At 49.8% G+C, this 21,313-nt stretch carries 21 protein-coding genes; 20 read left to right on the forward strand and 1 reads right to left on the reverse strand.

Translation table 11 applies throughout. The annotated features are described in order from the left end of the window. Positions 1-7: 7 nt before the first annotated feature. Entirely contained in the window at positions 8-268 is a 261-nt protein-coding gene (locus tag ACQE3D_RS09635; protein ID WP_313728160.1) for an ogr/Delta-like zinc finger family protein, read from the reverse strand. A 179-nt stretch (positions 269-447) separates the two neighbouring features. Here ACQE3D_RS09635 and ACQE3D_RS09640 point away from each other — a divergent pair, with 179 nt between their 5' ends. The 20 genes from ACQE3D_RS09640 to ACQE3D_RS09735 all read left to right on the forward strand — a co-directional run bounded on the left by ACQE3D_RS09640 (position 448) and on the right by ACQE3D_RS09735 (position 21,249). Then, entirely contained in the window at positions 448-1,311 is an 864-nt protein-coding gene (locus ACQE3D_RS09640; protein ID WP_313728159.1) for a hypothetical protein, read from the forward strand. A 145-nt stretch (positions 1,312-1,456) separates the two neighbouring features. After that, on the forward strand, positions 1,457-1,684 hold the full coding sequence (locus ACQE3D_RS09645) for a helix-turn-helix transcriptional regulator (protein ID WP_313728158.1): 228 nt from the start codon (positions 1,457-1,459) through the stop codon (positions 1,682-1,684). Continuing rightward, the gene (locus tag ACQE3D_RS09650; protein WP_313728156.1) at positions 1,681-3,891 is read left to right on the forward strand and encodes a hypothetical protein; all 2,211 of its coding nucleotides are present in this window, start codon (positions 1,681-1,683) and stop codon (positions 3,889-3,891) included. Before ACQE3D_RS09645 ends, ACQE3D_RS09650 begins: the two co-directional genes overlap by 4 nt. A gap of 325 nt (positions 3,892-4,216) precedes the next feature. Then, the gene (locus tag ACQE3D_RS09655; protein WP_313728155.1) at positions 4,217-4,612 is read left to right on the forward strand and encodes a DUF7673 family protein; all 396 of its coding nucleotides are present in this window, start codon (positions 4,217-4,219) and stop codon (positions 4,610-4,612) included. Next, positions 4,609-5,298, forward strand: coding sequence for a hypothetical protein (locus ACQE3D_RS09660; protein ID WP_313728154.1), 690 nt, complete (start codon positions 4,609-4,611; stop codon positions 5,296-5,298). Before ACQE3D_RS09655 ends, ACQE3D_RS09660 begins: the two co-directional genes overlap by 4 nt. Then, positions 5,291-5,968, forward strand: coding sequence for a hypothetical protein (locus tag ACQE3D_RS09665; protein WP_313728153.1), 678 nt, complete (start codon positions 5,291-5,293; stop codon positions 5,966-5,968). Before ACQE3D_RS09660 ends, ACQE3D_RS09665 begins: the two co-directional genes overlap by 8 nt. 106 nt (positions 5,969-6,074) lie before the next feature. Further along, positions 6,075-6,938, forward strand: coding sequence for a toprim domain-containing protein (locus ACQE3D_RS09670; protein WP_313728152.1), 864 nt, complete (start codon positions 6,075-6,077; stop codon positions 6,936-6,938). A 95-nt stretch (positions 6,939-7,033) separates the two neighbouring features. After that, complete coding sequence (locus ACQE3D_RS09675) at positions 7,034-8,446, forward strand: DUF5906 domain-containing protein (RefSeq protein WP_313728151.1); 1,413 nt, start codon at positions 7,034-7,036, stop codon at positions 8,444-8,446. After that, complete coding sequence (locus tag ACQE3D_RS09680; protein ID WP_313728150.1) at positions 8,443-8,784, forward strand: hypothetical protein; 342 nt, start codon at positions 8,443-8,445, stop codon at positions 8,782-8,784. The genes ACQE3D_RS09675 and ACQE3D_RS09680 overlap by 4 nt, the downstream gene beginning before the upstream one ends. A gap of 82 nt (positions 8,785-8,866) precedes the next feature. Continuing rightward, positions 8,867-9,163: a hypothetical protein gene (locus ACQE3D_RS09685; protein ID WP_313728149.1), complete on the forward strand. Its 297-nt coding sequence runs from the start codon at positions 8,867-8,869 to the stop codon at positions 9,161-9,163. A 115-nt stretch (positions 9,164-9,278) separates the two neighbouring features. After that, on the forward strand, positions 9,279-9,641 hold the full coding sequence (locus ACQE3D_RS09690) for a hypothetical protein (RefSeq protein WP_313728148.1): 363 nt from the start codon (positions 9,279-9,281) through the stop codon (positions 9,639-9,641). Positions 9,642-9,719: 78 nt separating this feature from the next. Beyond that, on the forward strand, positions 9,720-9,995 hold the full coding sequence (locus ACQE3D_RS09695; protein WP_313728147.1) for a hypothetical protein: 276 nt from the start codon (positions 9,720-9,722) through the stop codon (positions 9,993-9,995). 63 nt (positions 9,996-10,058) lie between these two features. Further along, positions 10,059-10,688 (forward strand): hypothetical protein, encoded by a 630-nt coding sequence (locus ACQE3D_RS09700; RefSeq protein WP_313728146.1) that lies wholly within the window; start codon positions 10,059-10,061, stop codon positions 10,686-10,688. 83 nt (positions 10,689-10,771) lie between these two features. Beyond that, the gene (locus ACQE3D_RS09705; RefSeq protein ID WP_313728145.1) at positions 10,772-11,809 is read left to right on the forward strand and encodes a phage integrase; all 1,038 of its coding nucleotides are present in this window, start codon (positions 10,772-10,774) and stop codon (positions 11,807-11,809) included. A gap of 1,421 nt (positions 11,810-13,230) precedes the next feature. After that, positions 13,231-14,886 (forward strand): type I restriction-modification system subunit M, encoded by a 1,656-nt coding sequence (locus tag ACQE3D_RS09710; protein ID WP_313728143.1) that lies wholly within the window; start codon positions 13,231-13,233, stop codon positions 14,884-14,886. Beyond that, the gene (locus ACQE3D_RS09715) at positions 14,883-16,085 is read left to right on the forward strand and encodes a restriction endonuclease subunit S (protein ID WP_313728142.1); all 1,203 of its coding nucleotides are present in this window, start codon (positions 14,883-14,885) and stop codon (positions 16,083-16,085) included. The genes ACQE3D_RS09710 and ACQE3D_RS09715 overlap by 4 nt, the downstream gene beginning before the upstream one ends. A 10-nt stretch (positions 16,086-16,095) precedes the next feature. Then, positions 16,096-16,341, forward strand: a complete 246-nt coding sequence (locus ACQE3D_RS09720) for a hypothetical protein (RefSeq protein ID WP_313728141.1) — start codon at positions 16,096-16,098, stop codon at positions 16,339-16,341. A 61-nt stretch (positions 16,342-16,402) separates the two neighbouring features. Next, complete coding sequence (locus ACQE3D_RS09725; protein ID WP_313728140.1) at positions 16,403-16,936, forward strand: transposase; 534 nt, start codon at positions 16,403-16,405, stop codon at positions 16,934-16,936. Next, complete coding sequence (locus tag ACQE3D_RS09730; protein WP_313728138.1) at positions 16,929-20,258, forward strand: type I restriction endonuclease subunit R; 3,330 nt, start codon at positions 16,929-16,931, stop codon at positions 20,256-20,258. The genes ACQE3D_RS09725 and ACQE3D_RS09730 overlap by 8 nt, the downstream gene beginning before the upstream one ends. A 46-nt stretch (positions 20,259-20,304) precedes the next feature. Then, positions 20,305-21,249, forward strand: coding sequence for an STM4504/CBY_0614 family protein (locus tag ACQE3D_RS09735; RefSeq protein ID WP_313728137.1), 945 nt, complete (start codon positions 20,305-20,307; stop codon positions 21,247-21,249). The last annotated feature ends 64 nt before the right edge of the window (positions 21,250-21,313 follow it).

Below are 21,313 nucleotides of genomic sequence, written 5' to 3' on the forward strand. Positions count from 1 at the left end.
TTTGGCATCAGCCGGGCGGCATGCCTTGCAACAGCGCAGCGCGTTCGGCCTTGGTGAGAGTATTCAACAAGTTGGCCGCCAATTGCAGCGTGGACTGAGCCGGCGGGTTGAGGTAGTGCTTAAAGCCTAGGGTGGTGACGAACGTCGCCCCGCATTCCTTGACATTGAGGCACTGGCAGTACAAATCGGCGACGGTTTTTTCGTCGTTCAGATTGTTGCGGGACGTGATGCGGGCTTTTGATTGGCAGTTGGGGCAATAAACAGTCATGGCGGCCTGGATTCCTGGAACGATGCCGACATTATGCCGCGCCGGCGCAATAGTTTGGCGGTTGTCGAAAATTTGATTATCATTCAATCAGCCGGATAGCCCGACGGGGCGAAAAGCGGGTGTCGCTAGCCTGTTTCCGGTTGTCATTTCTTAGCGGCTTTCACTTTAGCGGAGTGAATATGACGCCAGTTTTTTTTAACGGTTACGGCGAGTGGTTCATTACAGATTGCTTTGGAAATTCCCATCCGATCAACCAATTCGGCGGATATTTTATGATGCCAAAAGAAGACGTCGATCACTGCATTCGTTGGCAATTACACGATGTTTTTCGTAACTACTACGACCGTCTTGGACCAATCCATGTGGCCGGCGACTTTAAGCTTACCGATGACGATGAGCGAAGATATTTGGACAGAAAATCTATTCTTATTAATTCTGGGTTTTCGTTGGGACAGAACGAGCTGGAGTTTGTAGAAAAATTATTGCCGATTTATCCAGTTGACGATATTGACTGCGAGTTTACTAGGTTTGCCCGTAGACACGGAATATCCGTAAACGATTACTACCGCTGTTATTTCAAGATAGCCAAGCGGGATATGTCAGACGATTCGAATAATAAAAACCTCAACTTCATGCTTTACGAATTCGAATTGCCTACCTTTTGCAGCAAGAAATCCACAGAATTTGAATCTACCAAGGTCGAACGAGATTCACTACCTACAGAAACAAATTCAACCAATAAAGACAAAATTTCAAAAAATGATAAACGAATTGAAAGCCTAAAAGAGTTCATTAAATGGTTAGAGGTTCGCATCGAAATCGACAGGCAAAATTTAGACTGCACCAAGAAAGAATTATTCGATTTCTTGAAAAGTTGGGAAAAAGATAGAGAGACTCAAAAAAATAATCGCGTCTGGAATGTATGTGATTGGGAGTCATGCGGCGACTTATGGGGAAGTGAAAAACGAAAGCAGGTTTGCGATATTGCAGACGACCGGCGCGGCAGAAAAATCGAAAGCCCGTACAAAAAACTTTTTTCTTAAAAAATCCATCTATGCCAATAACTTGCAAATAATTTATATGTAGGTATTACTCAGTTTCCATAGATTTACACAGTTTTTTAACAAAAAAAATTGTGGCAAAAATTCTCTCCGACAAACGCAATAAAGCGCTAAGAGGAGAGCGGACATGTCAGAAAACGCAAGCCATTCGCTAGTCAAAGTCGATCACATCATCGGCAACCCAAACAAGACACCACCAATCCCGGCACGAATCCCAGTCAGTAAGCGTAAATGGTATGCGATGGTTTCGGCAGGTGAGGCGCCAAAACCCATAAAAATTGGCCGAGGTTCTTTCTGGAAAAAAAGCGACATAGACCGGCTGGTGTCGAAAATCAGCGGTGAGGTGACGGCATGACCGACCTAAACCTAAAAATCAAAATCGCCGGCGATGCCAGCCAGGCCGAACAAAGCGTCGGCCGGGTCGAAAAGGCGCTGCGCGGCTTGGATTCGACTGGAAAAAACATCAACGATTCTTTTGCTAAATCCTTTCTTACGGGTTTGGCCGGAGGCGTTTCAATTGCGGGGATAACGAGCTTAATCAAAGAAAGCGTCAACGCTGCCGACGCGTTGAATGACATGGCCGATCGTTCGGGCATCGCGGTCGAGAAATTGGCTGGGTTGGAATACGCGACCAAGGTCGGCGATACCACGTTGGGGGCGTTTGTTGCGTCTTCTAACAAGCTGTCGATCAACATCGCCAAGAACGCCGACGACTTCGCTAAGCTGGGCGTGACGGCAAAAGACCCGGTCGAGGCGTTTAAGCAGTTCGCCGACGTGTTCGCCGGCATTGCCGATCCGCAACAACGCGCGGCCGTCGGCGCGGCGGCGCTAGGCAAATCCTACGCTGAAATGGCACCGTTGCTGATGATGGGCGCTAACGGCGTGCAAGAATTGATCGACACGGGTCGGCAACATAATCCGATTACCGCCGAACAGGCTCAAAATGCCGGATTATTGAATGATCGTCTAACGGAATTAGGAGATAGATCGAAATATGCGGCGCTATTAATTTCTGGGCCACTTGTTAGCTCATTAAATGAAATCGGTAGCGCCTTGGATTTTGCGACCGAGAAATCAAAAGGCTTTCACCCGTTGGATTTCCTGACCGACTACGCCAACGGCTCAAACACCGATGATAAATTAGGTCGGCTAAATCTACAGATCGGCGAAATCACCCAAAGCATTATCGATTTGAAAGCCGCCGGCGTGCGAGGTGGACGTGGGTTCGTGGCCAGCAACCTCGGCGAGATGGAGGCCGAACTGGCCAAGCTGCAAAAAATGCGCGAGGCGCTGCAACCGAAGCCCGAGCCCAGTTCGGCTGTCGCGGCATTCGATGCGGCGTTGGCTCAGAAGTTTATCGACAAATTTCACGATGAAGAGACGGCAGCCAGTTCAGCGGAATCCGCCGTCAAAGCCTTGGATAACGCCTACCAATCCGCGGCGCAAACCTTGCGCCAGCAGATCGCCCTGCACGGCGACACCAGCGCCGCCGCGCAAATGGAGTTCGAGGTGCAATCCGGCGCGCTGTCCAAACTCGATGAATCTCGCAAGCTGATCTTGCTGAATCTGGCCGCCGAAAAAGACGCGGTGATGGCCAACATTGAGGCTTACAAAGAATACGATGGCATCATCGAACAAGGCCTGGCGCTGGCCGGCAAGCAGCGCGCCGCGCAGTCCGATCAATACGCCCGCTTGTTCGACCGCTTCAACCCCGGTTACAACACGCTGACCCAAGGCATCGCCGACGTTGACCAAGCCAAGGCCCTGGGCCTGATCGACGCCGATCGCGCCAAGGCCGAATACGACAAGCTGGGCAAGGCTTACAACGACGGCTTTATCGAGCCGGCGATGACGGCTACTGATCAACTGTCTGAATTCAGCGGACAGGCGGCGCGCAATATCCAATCCGATTTCGCGGACTTTTTATTCGATCCGTTCGCGGATGGCACGCAGGATATGGCCAAAGGTTTCGGCGATGCCTTGCGTAAAATGGCGGCGGAGTCTGCGACGGCGAATATCTTCAATTCTTTGTTGGGCAAGGATTTCGGCAAGTCGGGCCAGCTGGGCGGGCTATTAGGATCATTTGGGTCGGTAATTTCCGGCGCGTTTGGTGGTGGCGGAAGTACGTTTCAGGGCAATGGCCCGTTGCTCAGTTATCAAAATCATAAAGGTGGCATGGCCGGGTCGACACCATACCGCGCTTTCGATGCCGACGTGTTTTCCGGAGCGCCGCGTTTCCACGGCGGCGGCGGGCCGGGTTTGGCCGCCAATGAAGTGCCCAGCATTCTTTTGCGCGGCGAAGAGGTCTTAACGGCCGACGATCCGCGTCATATCAATAATCTCGGCAAATCCCGGTCCGGCGGCGTGACAATCAATGTGATCAATCAGGCGGACGGTGCCAAGGCCACCGCCACCAGCCGACAAGTCGGCGATGAAATGCAAATCGATATTCTGATTCAGCAAATCGAAAAAGGCATCGCCGCGAATATGTCGCGCGGTCTGGGTCTGGCGCCAATCCTTGAACGTCAGTATGCGCTTAACCGCGCGGCGGGGTCTTTTTGATGCCGACATTGCCGCAAGTTATGTGTAATTTATTGACACTTCTCCAGCGTAGCGCTATTGTGAGTCCGCTTTCGAAAAAAACGAAAGTCGGGATTCGAACCCCGTTTAGATATGGCGAAAAATCGCCGCGCCTTTATGCGGCTTTTTTATGTCCCCCGTTTAGCACGGCCTTATTCCGTGCCTATTCTGTTATGGCGGGATTGTTTGGGCAGCCCTCGCGGCTGGCCGCACCATATCGCGGTAGTTCGAACCCACTCAATCCCGTCGCCCAAAGCTTCGAACCTTTTGGCGGCGGTTGTTTCCTGCTAGATATGGAGTCACCGCTATGAAGAACACCCAAGCTACGGGCGAAATCCGCCCAGAATCCACCCAACAACCCGAAGCCGTAAACGATTTCTTCCGGCAAATGGCCGATCTGGAAACCGAACGCCAAGCCGCCACTAAGGCCGGACTTCCGGCACTTGAGCGCCTGGCCGGAGTTGCCGAGCGCGATACCGGCCAAGCCGAAACTGTCCGCCTGTTCCTGTTGAGTTTTTATAACGGTTACCGTTTTCCGTTTAATCTGACCAGGCTGCGCGGTCTCGATAAACCCTTATTCAACGATGCCGTAGCCGTTCTAACACTCGACGCCAGAGTGACCGCGCAGGAAATCCATCACTACCTTGAAAATGGCAGCGAGATGTTCGAGCGCTGGGCGCAATTGCAAGGAGTTGTGTCATGAGAGAACAACACGCCAGTCAAACCATTTCCGCCAGGTCGATTACATTGGCGGCTCGCGTTAAGTTGCCTTCCGGCCTAAAGCCAAGAAAATCCGGATGGGGAGAACCTCGCAAAATTCAGCTATCGACTGCCGAGGTCAGAGCATTACGCAGCAAATATTTTGCTGGCCCGATTGATCAGTTTTTGTCTATCAAGCAAAACCTATGCGAAACCAGCAACATCGAGGATGTCATCGCATCACTAAGAGGCGTTAAAAAGGCGATTGTCGATTATGCCAATACCTCGATACGTGATGTTTTGACCACCAAACTTGGCACCGTGTTTGTGCGTTCGCCGGGTGATTTTGGCGAAAGTTTCAATCTCAAGCCAAACATGAAGCGCTTGGAAAGCGCGATGGATGGTTCGCTTTTTAACTTGGCTAGTATCGAAGCGGATTTTCACCAGAATGATGGGTATGTTGAGACGACAAGAATCGTGATGTTTTTGCAAATAATTTGGCGTCTTATAGATTTTGTCGACCGTGAAATTCGAGAGTTTGAGGCTAAGGAGGAAGCCGGTTTATGTGCCACCGAATTTACGAGCCGGAAACCTCAGACGGTTGATTTAATTGTGTCGAGATTAGCGCCTGATAAGAAAAAGCCGGGTAAGTCAAAAAAAGTTATTAGAAATGGAGGTCGCGATGAATAAAACAAACAATATCAAAATTGTTGTCGATCGGCTTCAAGCCGCTTGGCCGGAGCTAAACCGTAAGTTTTCAGCCAGGCATGTTCTGGCGGATAACCTATTCTCGGCCGCCAATCGATTCGACGAAGTTGCTGGCGAGGTATGGGAAAACACTTCCGGCATCGAATTGCCGGCGATTGATTATCGCCCCACATGCACCGCGCCGTCGTTCAATGAAATCAAACGTTGCTTTGGTGAATTGGCCAAGCACATGGACACGTTGGGCAAACCGCCGGCGTGTTACGCCCGGTTCAATCGCCAGTGGCTTTTGGATCTGTGCAAGCATTCGGCGAACCTGCTCGGCGCCGTCGATTGGCTGGTCACCGAATCCGCCAAAGACGACACGGATGGCGACACCCCGGCGCCGGCGACCATGCCGGACTTCAGCCATCGGCTTTCGCCTGTTGGTCTTGAAACTGGCACGCTGGGTTTGCTGGATACCGTGAACATGGCCGCCGACAAGCTATTGGCGATTGCCACCATGCTGTCAGACCACTTCGCGCTGGATGACGACGAAAACCGGCCAAGCGATGAAACGGTGTTTTTTGCGTTGCAGTCGATCAAACACGAGGCGCAAGACATTAAGGCTGTTGTGGACGGGTTTCATCGAGAACGGCAAAACCAACACGCATAAAAAAACCGGCGACCCGCCAAGATACGCCGGTTTCTTGCAAAGTGTTCCTCAAGCGGGGTTATTGTAACCCTTGGAACCTGCTTTGCAAGGCCGGCAAGGATGCACTATGACCGATTATCACAACATCATCGACCAGTTCCGGGCCGACATGGCTGCGGCCGGAATGGTCGTCAAAGAACCGATCATCGCCGACAGCGTGTTGCACCGGGTGTACGTCGACGGCGACAAGTCCGGCACCCAGAACGGCGCGTATATTCTGCACGCCGATCAACACCCGGCCGGATATTTCGAGCACTTTCCACAGGGATTGAAAGTCACTTGGCGTTTGGATGGCGCCGGCGACAAGCCATTGTCGCTGGCCATGCGCCGCCAGATCGAGGAAGAACGCAAGCGGCGCCAAGTTGAGAGGAAGGAACGCCAAAACGAGACCGCCGAGAAAGCCCGTTGGATCTGGCAAAACGCCAAACCGGTGTTCGACGAGGCCAAACATCCCTACTTGCGGCGGAAGTCGGTCAAAGCTTACGGACTGCGCACCAGCCGCGGCGCTTTGGTCGTGCCGTTTTTCGACGATACCCACCAACTCGTAAATCTGCAATTTATTGACGCCGACGGCAACAAGCGGTTTATGGCCGGCGGGCGGAAAAAAGGGTGTTTCTCGCTGATCGGCGAACCGGCCGGCGCCGCGCGCGTACTGATTTGCGAAGGTTGGGCTACCGGCGCCAGTTTGCATGAAGCCTTGGGCGCATTGGTGATGGTCGCGGGCGATGCCGGCAACCTGGAACCGGTGGCAATGGCCGCCAGGCGCTGGCATCCAAACGCGGAAATCATCGTCGCCGGCGACAACGACGAAACCGGCATCGGCCAGACCGCCGCGAAAAAGGCGGCGTTGGCGGTACGCGGCAAGTATTTGATCCCCGAGCAAACCGGCGCCGACTGGAACGATGTGATCGCGGCGGGAGGCTCTCTCTGATGGACGCCGCCGCGCCAAGCCATGACTTAGCCGCTAACCCGCCAGAACAGGGCGAAATGCCGGCTGTCGAGCCATCCGCACCCCCGATAACGGGGGTGCAGGCGTCCCCATCGGCCGCGTTGCCGGCCCAAACCGCGCCGAATTTGCCGGCCGCCGTCGATCCTCTCGTTGCCGATCCGGAGCTGATCGATACGTTGCCGGACCACACGTTCTTGGAGCAGGACGAAATAGCCACGCTAAAGGCAATGAATGCCACCTATTGCCACGCCACGGTCGGCGGAAAACATGCCATCGTCGGCCAGCGGCCGTGCCAGGTGCAGGGCAGTGTTCTGACCTTCGAGGCGCCGGGCGAATTCAAAAAGCGGTTTTTGCACTCGAGGCTGATCGGCCGGCGCGATGCGTTAGGCCGAGGCCGGCCGAAGAACCAGGGTCAGGCTTGGTTGGAATGGCCGGGAAAGAACTTTAAGCCCGGCGGTACCGGGTTTTTTCCAGACCCCAAAAAATGCCCGGCCGACACGCTGAACTTTTATCGGGGGTTGCAGGTGGAGCCGATGGCCGGCGACGTGAAACCCTACTTGGACCATTTGCGCTACGTGATTTGCGCCGGCCGCGAGCCGGAGTTTCGCTATCTGGTGGGTTGGATGGCGCACCTGTTCCAAAAGCCGGACGTCAAGCCCAGCGTGGCGATCGTGTTGAAGTCGGTGGAAGGCACTGGCAAGGGAACGATGGCCGAACCATTGCTGCGCATCTTGGGTTCTCACGGCAACAAGACCAACGGCGCGTATGCCATCGCCGGCCGCTTTAACGGCCCGGTAGCCAATCGGCTGTTGATCTTCGCCGACGAGGTGGACTTGACCGACAAACACGTCGCCGACCGCTTGAAAGGCATCATTTCCGAAACCACCGTCAACATGGAGCGCAAAGGCCTGGAGATCGAGCCGCTGCCGAACTATTGCCGGCTGATCTTCGCCAGCAACCACGCCAGGGTATTGAGTGCCGGCATCCGCGAACGCCGCTATCTGGTATTGGAGCCGTCCGACGGCTTTGCCCAAGACCCCGGTTACTTCCGCCGGTTGTGGCACTGGATAGACCACGACGGGCCGGCCAAGCTGCTCAACTATCTGTTGATTGTGAACATTGCCGACTTCGACCCCTACCGCTGCCCGCAAACGCCAGGATTGATTGCCGAGAAGCTGGGCAACCTGAGCGGCGTGAACCAGTTTTTCTACCATCAGATCGCCAAGGATGAACCGTTTGGCGGGCGGGCGCGGATGTTGGCCGCCGAGCTGGTGGATGACTTTGTGAATTGGAGCGCCGAGGAGGGCGACAAAGTCTCCAAGGCGGCGGCTGCCAGTTTTACCGGGCGGATGATGGCCAAGCTGGGTGTCGAGGTACACGGCCGCTCCGATCGCGGCGGCGGCAAATTCTACGAATTACCGGAAAGGGCGGTACTGGTACAGCGTTTCGCTGATTTGCTGGATATACCGCTTGAGGAGCTGGACCAATGAAATGCTACAGACCGGCATTTTTGCTGTACCACCTATCCCACAAAGAAAAATCCGTTAATTATCAGTTTATTAACTGGTATAGGTATAACTTACTTACCTATACCATAGCTATACCACCAATACCAAAAAGCCGGAAAAAAGCAGATTGGTGGGATAGTGGTTTAAAAGCTGTACCACCTGATTTTGCACCTGTACCCCAGCTGGAAGCCGCGCCAGCCGTGGGCTTGAGTGGGGGCGGTACAGGTGGTATGGCAAAAATCGCGTTTTTTTTGTTTTTTATTTTCGTGGCGATATGTCGCGCCAATCCGTCTTTTTGGCGAGCGAGGGCGGCGCCGTGAAGACGGCAAACTGATCGATCGTTAATCCCGTTGGACCGGCCAGGGCTTGAGGAGACAACCAACCACTGACGAGGATTTAGACATGACTGAGTTACACCCCTTGGCGGAACTCCGCCGGCAAGGCTTGGATGCCGATTTGCACCAAGGCCGGGTGCGGGTTTGGCCCCGGCACAAGATGACCAAAGCGCAAGCGCTATTCGTGACATTGCACTTGCCCGATATCGCCCAAGCGTTGCGGGTCGAAAGCAACGAAAAGCGGATTAACAACGTGTTTTTGTGGGACGCGCCGGCCGCTGCGAGCGGTCCGGATGCCGGCGCCACTATCCCGGATTTTTTGAACGGACAACGATTTGCCGGCGTGCCGGCGTATCGCCATTAACGAACCATCCTGGAGGCAAACCGCGAATTACCCGAATGGCAGGACAGGGCTTGAGGAGAAACCGCCGGCCGCCATGATGCGCGGTCGGCATCTATAACCGATTTGGAGAACGAACATGGCTTTAACCGCATTACCCGTCAATTCACCGCTGACCCAGCTACGCGCGCAAGGTTTTCAAGCGGAATTCAACCGCGCAAGGCTGATCGTGTTTCCACGACCCAAAATCACCGAAACGATTCGGCAGTTCGTCGTCACTAACCTGGAGTCCATCGTCAACGAACTGAACCTGGAGGGCTATTACACCAAGAACCCCGATCCGTTGGGCTATTTGGCAAAGACTTTCAGCGATGAAAGACGCAATCAAGGTGTTTTGATATGGGGGCTGGATACACCGACCAGAACGGCGCTTGGAGCTAAACCAATTGACTTATCTATTGATTCCTTTCCGGACTCGATGAACGGCAACCTGCCGATTTAACGGTAGCGTCAAGGCTTGAGGAGGCTGGGCCGGCCAGTTGAAAACCGGTTTTATTCAACAGAACACAAGGACATCACAATGAACAACATGAATCATTTAAATGCTACACAACGGCAATATCTCAGCGAAATAGTCGAAAAACTGTCCGGCGCCATGAAAAAGATCAAGTTCACGCGGGAAATGTCGCGCGACGAGGCTGACGCGATCCGTAAGGAACTAGGCTACGTGCAAGGCGAGCTTGAGGTGTTTGCCGACATTAATCCGGAGGTCAAACAGATCGAGCTGTTTAAAAAGACAGCGGATTTTTCTCAAAATATGCTGGAAACGCTGATTGGCGGCGGCCACTTGGTATAAACCTGACCGCGCCGCGCGGCCTAGATCGCGCGGCGCTTTATTCACGAATTTGGAGTACCAGACATGAACCCCTTATCGAACGCCGAACAAGACTTTTTGACCAAGAAAACCGAGTTGCAGACCGCCCGGGAGGACGAAGCCAGCAAGCGTCGCGAGATCGAAACGCTCAAGCAGCGCCAGCAGCAAGCGAATGCGGCGCTGGCCGGCTTAAACCAACGCTTGGCCCAGGCTGGCGTTGCCATGGCCAACGGAGACATGACCAGCGACGACTATATCGCGCTGAAACGCACGATTGCCGAACAGGAGCTGGAACGCGAAGCGCTCGGCGAGGTGATTGAAATCCAAAACGCCGCCTTGAAAAGGCTGATGGAGGATTCGCGCTATGTCTCCAGCCAGATGTGGCAGCAATTGGCCGCGGCCGCCGGTGCGGTGAAACAGCGGGCCTTGGCGGATGTTATCGAGGACCGAGAGCAACATTTGAAGGTGTTTGCCTTGGCGGTCTCGGCGCATTATTTGACTCGTCATCCGTACACTAGCCAAGAAAAAAACGAACAACTCCAATGGGCATACAGCATCATCGGCGAGGAATTGTGCAAAGCAGTTTTTGCAGACGAATCGGAAGCGATTCAGATCTTCGTCGAACCCTCGCTTGCCTTAAACCGAATTGATGAGATTATCAGCCAAGCGGCTTGATAACGGTGGCAGGTCGGCATTTGCCGGCCTGCGCTTTCAATTCAGGTGAGCATAAGCCCACCTTTCATTCGAACAGGACGCAGATGACAGTTAAAGCAGATAGCGACGGCACCTGGCGCGTGCAGATCGACCGGAAGGGCATGCCGCGCACTCGGCGGGGCGGGTTTGCCAGCCGAGCGGAAGCGGAGTTGTTCGAGCGCAATTATCTGGCCGAACATCGCGAGAGCCACGATCAGGCGATGGATGACCGCACCTTGGTGGAGTTGATCAACGCTTGGCACGTGTACCACGGCATTAACTTGGCGGACGGCGAACGCCGGCATCGGGCTTTATTGCAAATGGCCGCCGATCTGCAAAACCCGATCGCCAGCCAATTGACCGCGGAACAGTTTGTGTTGTACCGCTACAACCTGTTGTACAACGATCGGTCGGTTTGCGCCAAGACCATGAATAACCGGCACGGCTACTTGGCGGCGGTGTTCAACCGCTTGCGCAAGCTGAAGGTGATTAAGTACCAGTCGCCGGTTTGCGAAGTCGATTTTTTGAAGATCCAGGAACGCCATCTGAGTTACTTCAGCCGGGACCAGATCGATAGTTTGCTGGAAACCATTCAGCAGAATTCGAAGAATCTCGATACCTGGTGGGTCACTCAAATCTGTTTGCGGACCGGCGCCCGCTGGAGCGAGGCCGAGAAGTTGAAACGCAAGCAGTTGCATAACGGACGGATTACCTTCGAGTTCACCAAATCCAAGAAGACTCGAACCGTGCCGCTGGAGCCGGCGTTCTTTCATGCGCTCGATCAGTACGCCGGCTATAAGCATCCGGACGATCGCTTGTTCCGCAATTGCATCGGCGCCTTCCGGCGCGCGGCCAAGCGTAGCGAGCTGGCATTCCCACGCGGACAGGCTACCCATATTCTGCGGCATTCGTTCGCCAGCCATTTTGTGATGAATGGCGGCAACGTCTTGAGCCTGCAAAAAATCCTGGGCCATGCCGACATCAGCATGACGATGCGCTACGCCCACTTGGCGCCGGATCATCTGAAGGATGCGGTGTTGCTCAACCCTATGTCCAGTTCATCCACCAACCACCCAGATCGAGGGCTTTCCCTAGTGGCGTAACGTGTCGACGTCTTGAGTTCGCGACCTGGATCTGGTGGCGGCTTGCTCGGTACCGGTACAGTCGCTGCGACACCGCTACCAGCGGCCAAATTCACTCCTCCTCACCTGCGCGGTTTTTACACAAAAAATGGCACGCGAATTTCGTTTTGAAGGGATTAAACCGGGATAAATTGCCGGAAAGCCAGGAAAGTCACGGTATTCAGACACCAAAGCGGACTAACTTTACCGGTTTGCAAAATTCACAAAGCGCCGATCATTTACGGTTTGCGCCATTTCAACAGGCCAAACGGCACGCCAAAAAACCCGGCAATTTTTCTTATATCATTGATATTTATGGCTTTAAGTGCCGAAATGTTTTTTTCGTGGATTTGCGTCGATTCGCCACCAAAAGGCTGTAAGCCGCGTGGCGTCTGGAAATGGCAAGCATTTCAATGGCGCAAATTGGCAGATTTCAGGAATTCGAGAGATCAAGGTTTCTGGATCGGGAAGGCGATAAATCAGGGCAAATTTCGCTATCAGCAAATGGTCTGGATTTGACCTCTTTTGGTCTAAAACTACCGTATAAGATTTCGGATTGTGTCCTTGAGTGTGTCCTTACGGAGGTTGTTTAAAAAACATACAAAATAAATCATATATTTACGACTTATTCGGGTCCGGCCGTCGTACCAAATTAGGGTTTGAAGAAGCCCAAAGAAGTACAGAAACCCGCAAGTTATAAGGCTTAGCGGGTTTTTTGTTGTCCGAAGCAATTCGGGTGGGTTCGCCTAAATCCGAGCAAATACGCCACGCTGAGAGCCACCTCAAGATATTCAGCGCGAAGTAAAAACGCTTTCTCCCGACAGAGCAGGGGAATGAACACCTCAATTTCGGCTAAGCCGTTCGCAGAGCGGAGTCGAAGCGAAAGCGCTGGCTTCGGCTCCGCGCAGCCAACGCCTTATTTCGGCTCCACTCGGCCAATGCCTTATTTCGACTCTGCTCAGCCAACTTCGTACATCGACTGTATCCTTGCATTCCTGAGTGCCGCGTAACCTGATACTCAAGTCGCGTTCGGATCAAGAGTCGTCAGGATATTACCAGTCCAACGACGGCCATGGAGAAACAGGCGACCCGTCTCGCTGGTCGGTATCCATGCGCTGAAGATGCTGGGTTTGTTCGTACTGCGACCGGTGAGCATGTTTTGGCCGTCCATGCTTCGACATTGCTCTCAAGAAACCGCTCAAGATGGCATCGCCCATTTATCGGATAATGCCGCTTACGCAGACATGACCACCACGCCGATTAGCGACCACGCCAACAATACGCAGCATGATGATCAACGTTGCATTATTATCGTTTAGCGTAACTGGCGGAGATCGGTATACGATTGACTAAACTAAATATTACTTGCAGGCAGCAAGCGTTAGAAATAATAAGGAACCCGCATGGCCAAAGCCCCAAAAGTCGTCAAAGAAGAACCGCTGGAAACCCAACTCTGGAAAGCCGCTGACAAACTCCGCAAAAACATAGATGCCGCTGAATATAAGCACGTGGTGCTTGGACTGATCTTTCTCAAATACATATCCGATGCGTTTGAAGAACATTTTGCCAAACTGCAAGCAGGCGAAGGCGAATACGCCGGTGCTGATCCAGAAGATAAGGACGAATACCAAGCCGAAAATATTTTCTTTGTCCCTGCTGAAGCGCGTTGGTCGTTTTTATTAGCCAAAGCCAAACAACCGGATATTGGCACCTTTGTTGACGGTGCGATGGATGCGATTGAAAAAGAAAATCCATCATTAAAAGGCGTATTACCCAAAGTCTTTGCCCGACAAAATCTTGATCCCACCAGCTTGGGCGGTTTGATAGATTTGGTCGGTAACATTGCGCTAGGCGATGCTAAAGCGCGTAGTGCTGATGTATTAGGTCACGTGTTTGAATATTTTCTCGGTGAATTTGCACTCGCGGAAGGCAAGCAAGGCGGTCAATTCTATACGCCGCGCAGCATCGTTGAATTATTAGTGGCGATGTTGGAACCCTATAAAGGCCGGGTGTTTGACCCGTGTTGTGGTTCCGGCGGTATGTTCGTGCAATCTGAAATATTCGTTGAAGAGCATCAAGGCCGCATCAACGACATTTCCATCTACGGACAGGAAAGTAATCAAACCACTTGGCGACTGGCCAAAATGAATCTGGCAATTCGCGGCATAGACAGCTCGCAGGTCAAATGGAACAACGAAGGCTCGTTTCTGAATGACGCGCATAAAGACCTAAAAGCCGATTTCATTATTGCCAATCCACCGTTTAACGTCAGCGATTGGAGCGGTGAACTGTTGCGTACTGATGGCCGCTGGCAATACGGTACACCGCCTGCGGGCAATGCCAACTTTGCTTGGCTGCAACATTTTATCTATCACTTATCACCGACTGGCAAAGCAGGAGTCGTTTTAGCCAAAGGCGCATTGACCAGTAAAACCAGCGGTGAAGGCGAGATTCGTAAAAGCCTGATTGCGGATGGCAACTTGATCGATTGCATTGTTAATCTTCCGGCCAAGCTGTTTTTGAACACGCAAATTCCAGCAGCGTTATGGTTTATGAACCGCGCCCGGCAACAACCCTCTCCCTCAGGGAGAGGGCAGGGTGAGGGTGAATATCCGCGTAAAAACGAAATTCTGTTTATAGATGCGCGAAACCTGGGCCATTTGATCAACCGTCGCACGCGTGAACTATCGCATCAGGACATTCAACAAATTGCCGATACCTATCATGCCTGGCGAACCGGCGTCGATTCTTGCCAATCGGTTCAATCCGTAGGGGCGCGTTGCACGCGCCCGGATGATACCGCCGATGCAACAAGGGCGCATGCAATGCGCCCCTACGAGGATATACCCGGATTTTGTAAATCGGTACCGGTAGAGCGTGTCGCGGAGCTGGATTACGTTTTAACGCCCGGTCGCTATGTTGGTTTGCCGGATGAAGAAGATGGATTTGTGTTTGCAGAACGCTTTACTGCTTTGAAAGCGGAGTTTGAAGCGCAGTTGCTGGAAGAAGCTCAACTCAATCAGGCAATTGCTGAGAATTTGGCGAAGGTTAATGTATGAGCGAGTGGAAAAGTATAAGGCTAAATTTACTAACATCCAAAATTGGCAGTGGAGCAACGCCAAGAGGTGGGGGGAATAATTATAAAGAATCTGGAATATCATTAATTAGAAGCCAGAACGTTTTAGATTTTCTATTTTCCACTGATGGTTTGGCCTATATTGACGAACAACAAGCCGATGAATTGAGTAATGTTTCTGTTCAAAAAAATGATGTTTTACTAAACATAACTGGTGACAGTGTAGCGAGATGTTGTTTAGTACCTTCGTATGTATTGCCGGCACGTGTAAATCAACATGTTGCAATTATTAGAGTGCTTCCAGAAAAAGCAGAGTACAAGTTTATTTTCTACTACCTTCAGTCAATCAAAGAAGAGCTTTTATCTCAGTCAGAGATTGGTGCTACAAGACGAGCCTTAACAAAAGGGATGATTGAAAATTTAGAATTAACAATTCCACCGCTTCATGAGCAAAAAGCTATTGCGACCGTTCTCAGCAGCCTTGATGACAAAATTGACCTATTGCACCGGCAAAATAAAACCCTTGAAGCCATGGCGGAAACGTTGTTTCGGCAGTGGTTTATTGAAGAGGCGAAGGAGGATTGGGAGGAGGTAAGCTTGGAAGATATTACTGATAGAATTACAGATGGCGCACATGCCAGTCCTCCAAATGTTGAATTGGGGCGTCCAATGGCTTCTGTAAAAGACATGTACCAATGGGGAATAAATATTGAAAGTTGTCGCCATATTTCTTTTGCGGATTTTGATTCTTTGGTGAAAGCAGATTGCCGACCACTCAAAAACGATATTTTAATCGCAAAAGATGGTAGTTATTTGAAGCATGTTTTCGTTGCAGAAGATGATTTGGATGTCGTTATATTGTCTTCCATTGCCATATTGCGCCCAAACGGTAAATACCATCCGTTTTTATTAGCAACGTTTCTTAAGTTAGAATCTACTAGAGAAAGCTTAGAGAATATAGTTACCGGCGCAGTTATTCCAAGAATTGTCTTAAAAGATTTTCGTAAATATAGATTATTGTTACCCCCCAAAGTTCTCCAAGATCAGGCTTTGGCTTTTATTAAGCCTATTTATGAAAAATGCTGGGAAAATAATAGACAAATTTACACCCTAGAAACCCTCCGCAACACCGTGTTACCCAAACTGATGAACGGCGAAATCCGCGTCAAACTCACGACATAGGAATTTAACCATGCAAGCCGATTACGAAATTGAAACCGATATTCCGCTCAACCATCAACTAAGTATCCGCTTACCCGATAATATTCCGGCAGGTCGCGCCAAAGTGACAGTGATTTACGAAGTGAATGAGACAGGTGGCAATCAAATGCAAATGGCCTCGTTTTTAAACACTTTGCCGGATAATCCCGCCGCGGGTTTAAGCCGTGACGAGATTCAAGCCTTTGTTGATCAAGAACGCAACAACTGGGACGATTAACATGGCAATGACATAATTGCCAGACAGGCTTTGGCAATCCGCCGGTTACAACGGGTTAATGATGAACAATCTAAAAAATCATCATCGAAAATCTATTCGTTTACTGGGATATGATTATTCCCAGGCAGGTTTATATTTTATTACGCTTTGCACCCATGACCGTTTGCCTTTATTTGGTTCAATTGTTGAGAGAGCCATGATTTTTAGCGAGGTTGGAAAAATCGCTCAGGAAGAATGGCAAAAAACCAACACTATTCGCTCCCATATCGTTTTACATGAATTTGTCATCATGCCCAATCATTTTCACGCCATCGTTGAAACTGTAGGGGCGCATTGCATGCGCCCTGATTCGCCAGATATTGAACAAACAAAACAAGAGCGCGTGCAACGCGCCCCTACGCTGGGGGATGTAGTGCGAGGGTATAAATCGGCGGTGACCAAGAGGGTGCGGAACTTGAATGGCTTACCCGATTTTAAAATTTGGCAGCGCAATTATTATGAACATATTATTCGTAATGAAACCGCGTATTTAAAAATCGCTGAATATATTCAAACCAATCCGCAGCGATGGCTGGAAGATACTTATTATGTGTAAACTCACCGAATCCGCCATTGAAGCGTTTGCGCTTGATCTGTTTCAACAGCTTGGCTACAGCTATCTTTATGGCCCTGATATTGCGCCTGATGGTGAACATCAGGAACGCCAGCATTACGATGAGGTATTGTTAGTTGGTCGTTTGGAAACAGCGTTAAAACGGATAAATCCGGCTGTATCGAATGACGTATTACAAGCTGCGTTAAAAGATGTGCAACGTGTCCACTCACCTGATTTGTTGGCGAATAATGAAACCTTCCATCGTTTGCTAACGGAAGGTGTCAAAGTCAGTTACCAGCATGATGGCGCAGAGCGTGGCGGTTTAGTATCGTTGATAGATTATGCTAATCCTGAAAACAATGACTTTGTCGTCGTCAATCAATTTACCGTCATTGAAAATCATCAGAACAAGCGACCTGATTTGCTGTTGTTTGTGAACGGCATACCGCTGGTCATCATTGAGTTAAAAAACGCGACCGACGAAAACGCGACGATCAAGTCAGCGTTTAAACAACTAGAGACCTATAAGCACACCATTCCGTGTCTATTCACCTCCAATGCGCTGTTAGTCATTACCGATGGTTTGGAAGCGAAAGCAGGTTCCTTGTCGGCGGGTTATTCGCGCTTCATGGCCTGGAAAACAGCGGATACCGTAGGGGCAGATTGCATCCGCCCCAAGAGCGCTAGCAATGCGCCCTTACGAATCACAGAGTTGGAAACACTGATAAAGGGTATGCTGAATAAGTCCACGTTGCTGGATTTGGTGCGTCACTTCATTGTCTTTGAAAAGAGCATACGGGAAGACAAGGTGAATGGCGCAGCCAGAGAAGGCACCCTGGGGTGTCCTGATACCGGCATCATCAGTATTCACACCGTTAAAAAAGTGGCTGCCTATCATCAGTATTACGCAGTGAATGCCGCCGTCGCCTCTACCTTACGCGCTGCGGATTGTAGGGGCGAATTGCATTCGCCCAAAATTCAGGAAAATCCCGCCAGCTATGGTTTGCCCGGTGTCACCCAACAACCGCGAGGCGATAAAAAAGCCGGTGTGGTGTGGCATACGCAGGGTTCCGGTAAATCGCTGTCTATGGTGTTTTATACCGGCAAAATCGTGTTGACGATGGCTAATCCAACGGTGCTGGTCATTACCGACCGTAACGATTTGGACGACCAGTTGTTTGATACCTTTGCGTCGTCCAGTCAGTTATTACGGCAAGACCCGATTCAAGCGGATAGTCGCCAGCAATTAAAAGAGTTGTTGCGGGTCGGTTCCGGTGGCGTGGTGTTTTCCACCATCCAAAAATTCCAGCCTGATGAAGGCAATGTCTACGAGCAATTATCAGACAGACGCAATATCGTGGTGATTGCGGATGAAGCGCATCGTACTCAATACGGTTTTAGCGCCAAAACGATTACTGAGAAAGATCAAGACAGTAACGAAATCGGTAGCAAAGTGGTGTATGGCTTTGCCAAGTATTTGCGCGATGCGTTACCTAATGCCACGTATCTAGGTTTTACCGGTACACCGATTGAAAAAACCGATGTGAATACCCCGGCTGTGTTTGGCAACTATGTCGATATTTACGATATTGCTCAGGCGGTTGAAGATGGTTCCACGGTGCGGATATATTACGAAAGCCGTTTAGCAAAAGTGGGACTGAGTGAGGAAGGCAAAAAGCTGATTGCGGAATTCGATAACGTAGGGGCGGATTGCATCCGCCCTGATGAGGTTGATTCTGAGGGCGCATGCAATGCGCCCCTACCGGACATGGAAAAAGCCAAAGCGAAATGGACCAAGATGGAGGCGTTGATTGGCAGCAGTCAACGCATCAAAAATTTAGCGAAGGATATTGTCAGTCACTTTGAAGCACGGCAGGAAGTGTTTGCCGGTAAAGGTATGATCGTTTCCATGTCGCGGCGGATTGCAGCGGAACTCTATCAAGAAATCATCCTGCTTAAACCGGAATGGCATTCCGATGATTTGAACAAGGGCGTGATTAAAGTCGTCATGACGGCTGCGTCCAGTGATGGCCCCGACTTAGCGAAACATCACACCACCAAACAGCAGCGCAAACAATTAGCAGAACGCATGAAAGATGATGACGATGAATTAAAACTCGTCATCGTTCGCGATATGTGGCTGACAGGCTTTGACGCACCTAGCTTACACACGCTGTACATTGACAAACCCATGAAAGGCCACAATTTGATGCAAGCGATTGCACGGGTCAATCGGGTTTATAAAGATAAACCGGGTGGTTTGATTGTTGACTATTTAGGTATCGCCGCTGATCTAAAAGAAGCTTTGTCGTTTTATTCGGATGCGGGTGGTAAAGGTGATCCGACCTTAGCGCAAGAGCAAGCGGTACTTCTGATGTTGGAGAAATTGGAAGTGGTGTCCGGCATGTATCACGGTTTTGCTTATGAGCATTACTTTGATGTGGATACCTCGCAAAAACTGTCGTTGATACTGGCTGCTGAAGAGCATGTGCTGGGTTTGGATGATGGTCGTAAACGCTATATCAACGAAGTGACTGCACTGTCGCAAGCGTTCGCTATTGCTATTCCGCATGAACAAGCAATGGACGTTAAAGATGAAGTGGCATTTTTTCAAGCCGTTAAAGCCAGACTAGCCAAGTTTGATGGCACAGGTGAAGGTCTCAGTAACGAAGAAATTGAAACCACCATCCGCCAAGTTATAGATCAAGCATTAGTGTCCGAACACGTCGTCGATATTTTTGATGCGGCAGGCATTAAGAAGCCGGACATATCCATTTTGTCTGATGAGTTTTTGGAAGAGCTAAAAAATCACCAGCATAAAAACGTCGCACTGGAAGTATTGAAAAAACTGCTGAACGACGAAATTAAAGCCCGTGCAAAAAAGAACTTGATCCAAAGCCGGTCACTGATGGAAATGCTGGAAACGTCCATCAAGAAATATCAAAACAAAATTCTTACTGCTGCCGAAGTCATTGAAGAGCTGATCAAGATCAGTAAGGAAATTGTCGCCTCCGACGACAATGCCAAAGAAATGGGCCTGACTGATTTTGAATATGCCTTTTATACCGCTGTTGCGAATAACGATAGCGCTAGAGAACTGATGCAACATGAGCAGTTGCGGGAATTAGCAGTCGTTTTGACTCAGAAAGTGCGAGAAAACGCTTCTATTGACTGGACGATTAAAGAAAGTGTTAAAGCTAAATTAAAGGTCATCATCAGGCGTACTTTACGGCTTTACGGCTATCCGCCAGATATGCAATTGCTGGCTACTGAAACCGTGTTGAAGCAGGCGGAGATGATTGCGAGTGAATTAACCGGATAGAGTCTGATAATAGTTAAATAATATTTTCTAAACAAATGGTCATTCCATGCCAATCATAGATCTCTTTTCAAAACGACAAAAACGAAGTAACAGTCAGGTTTCCGATGTTTATACATACGATAAACTACCAAATACATTTAGAGTTCAAATTGTACATATTTGGAAAGATCTTCTAGGCGATGAAGAAGGTTATGAAAGACATCCGTATAATGTATCAAACGCTTATAAAAATATTGTTGAATTGTTGAGACGTGAATATGGCTTATTTGAGTTAGTTCCTTCAAAATATAATTCACGAACTTACATTCAAGAGCTCATTGGTTTTATATTAAGTGAGCAAGATATTGAGCGATGCTTAGATTCTATTGAACTTACTTTCAAGTATGCAAATGCGTTTTGCCGAAACTTTGACTACCAATACAAAAACAACGCCGATGAAAATGTTGATAATTGTATAATTGAATTAAATCATCGTTTTAAAGAGCATGGTATAGGATACGAGTTTTATGAAAATGAAATCATACGAATTGACTCACAACTTATTCATAATGAAGCAGTTAAGCCTGCACTTTATTTATTGAATAGAAGTGGGTTTGAAGGGCCAAGAGATGAGTTTTTATCAGCTTACGAGCATTTTAGACAAAAAAAATATAAAGAGGCTTTAAATGATGCCCTTAAATCATTTGAAAGTACCATTAAGGTAATTTGTTCGCTTCATTCGTGGCAATACGATCCCTCATCTACTTCTGCTAAAAAACTTATAAATACTTGTATTACTAACGGACTTTTCCCTGGCTATTATCAGAATCATTTGACAGCTTTAGCTACATTGCTTGAAAGCGGGGTACCAACAATAAGAAATAAAGAAGGTGGCCACGGCCAAGGGGAAAATATCAAAGAAGTTGACCCATGTGTTGTTTCGTACACTTTACACATGACTGCTTCAGCTATCGTATTACTTGGCGAACTTGAAAAAAATATTTCACCCTAAAGAAGAAGTTGCTGTTGATAACACATATTTATGGATCACAGCTTAATTCCAGGGTTATGTTAAC

It is taken from the genome of Methylomonas sp. MS20 (assembly GCF_050275925.1).
Lineage (GTDB): Bacteria > Pseudomonadota > Gammaproteobacteria > Methylococcales > Methylomonadaceae > Methylomonas > Methylomonas koyamae_A.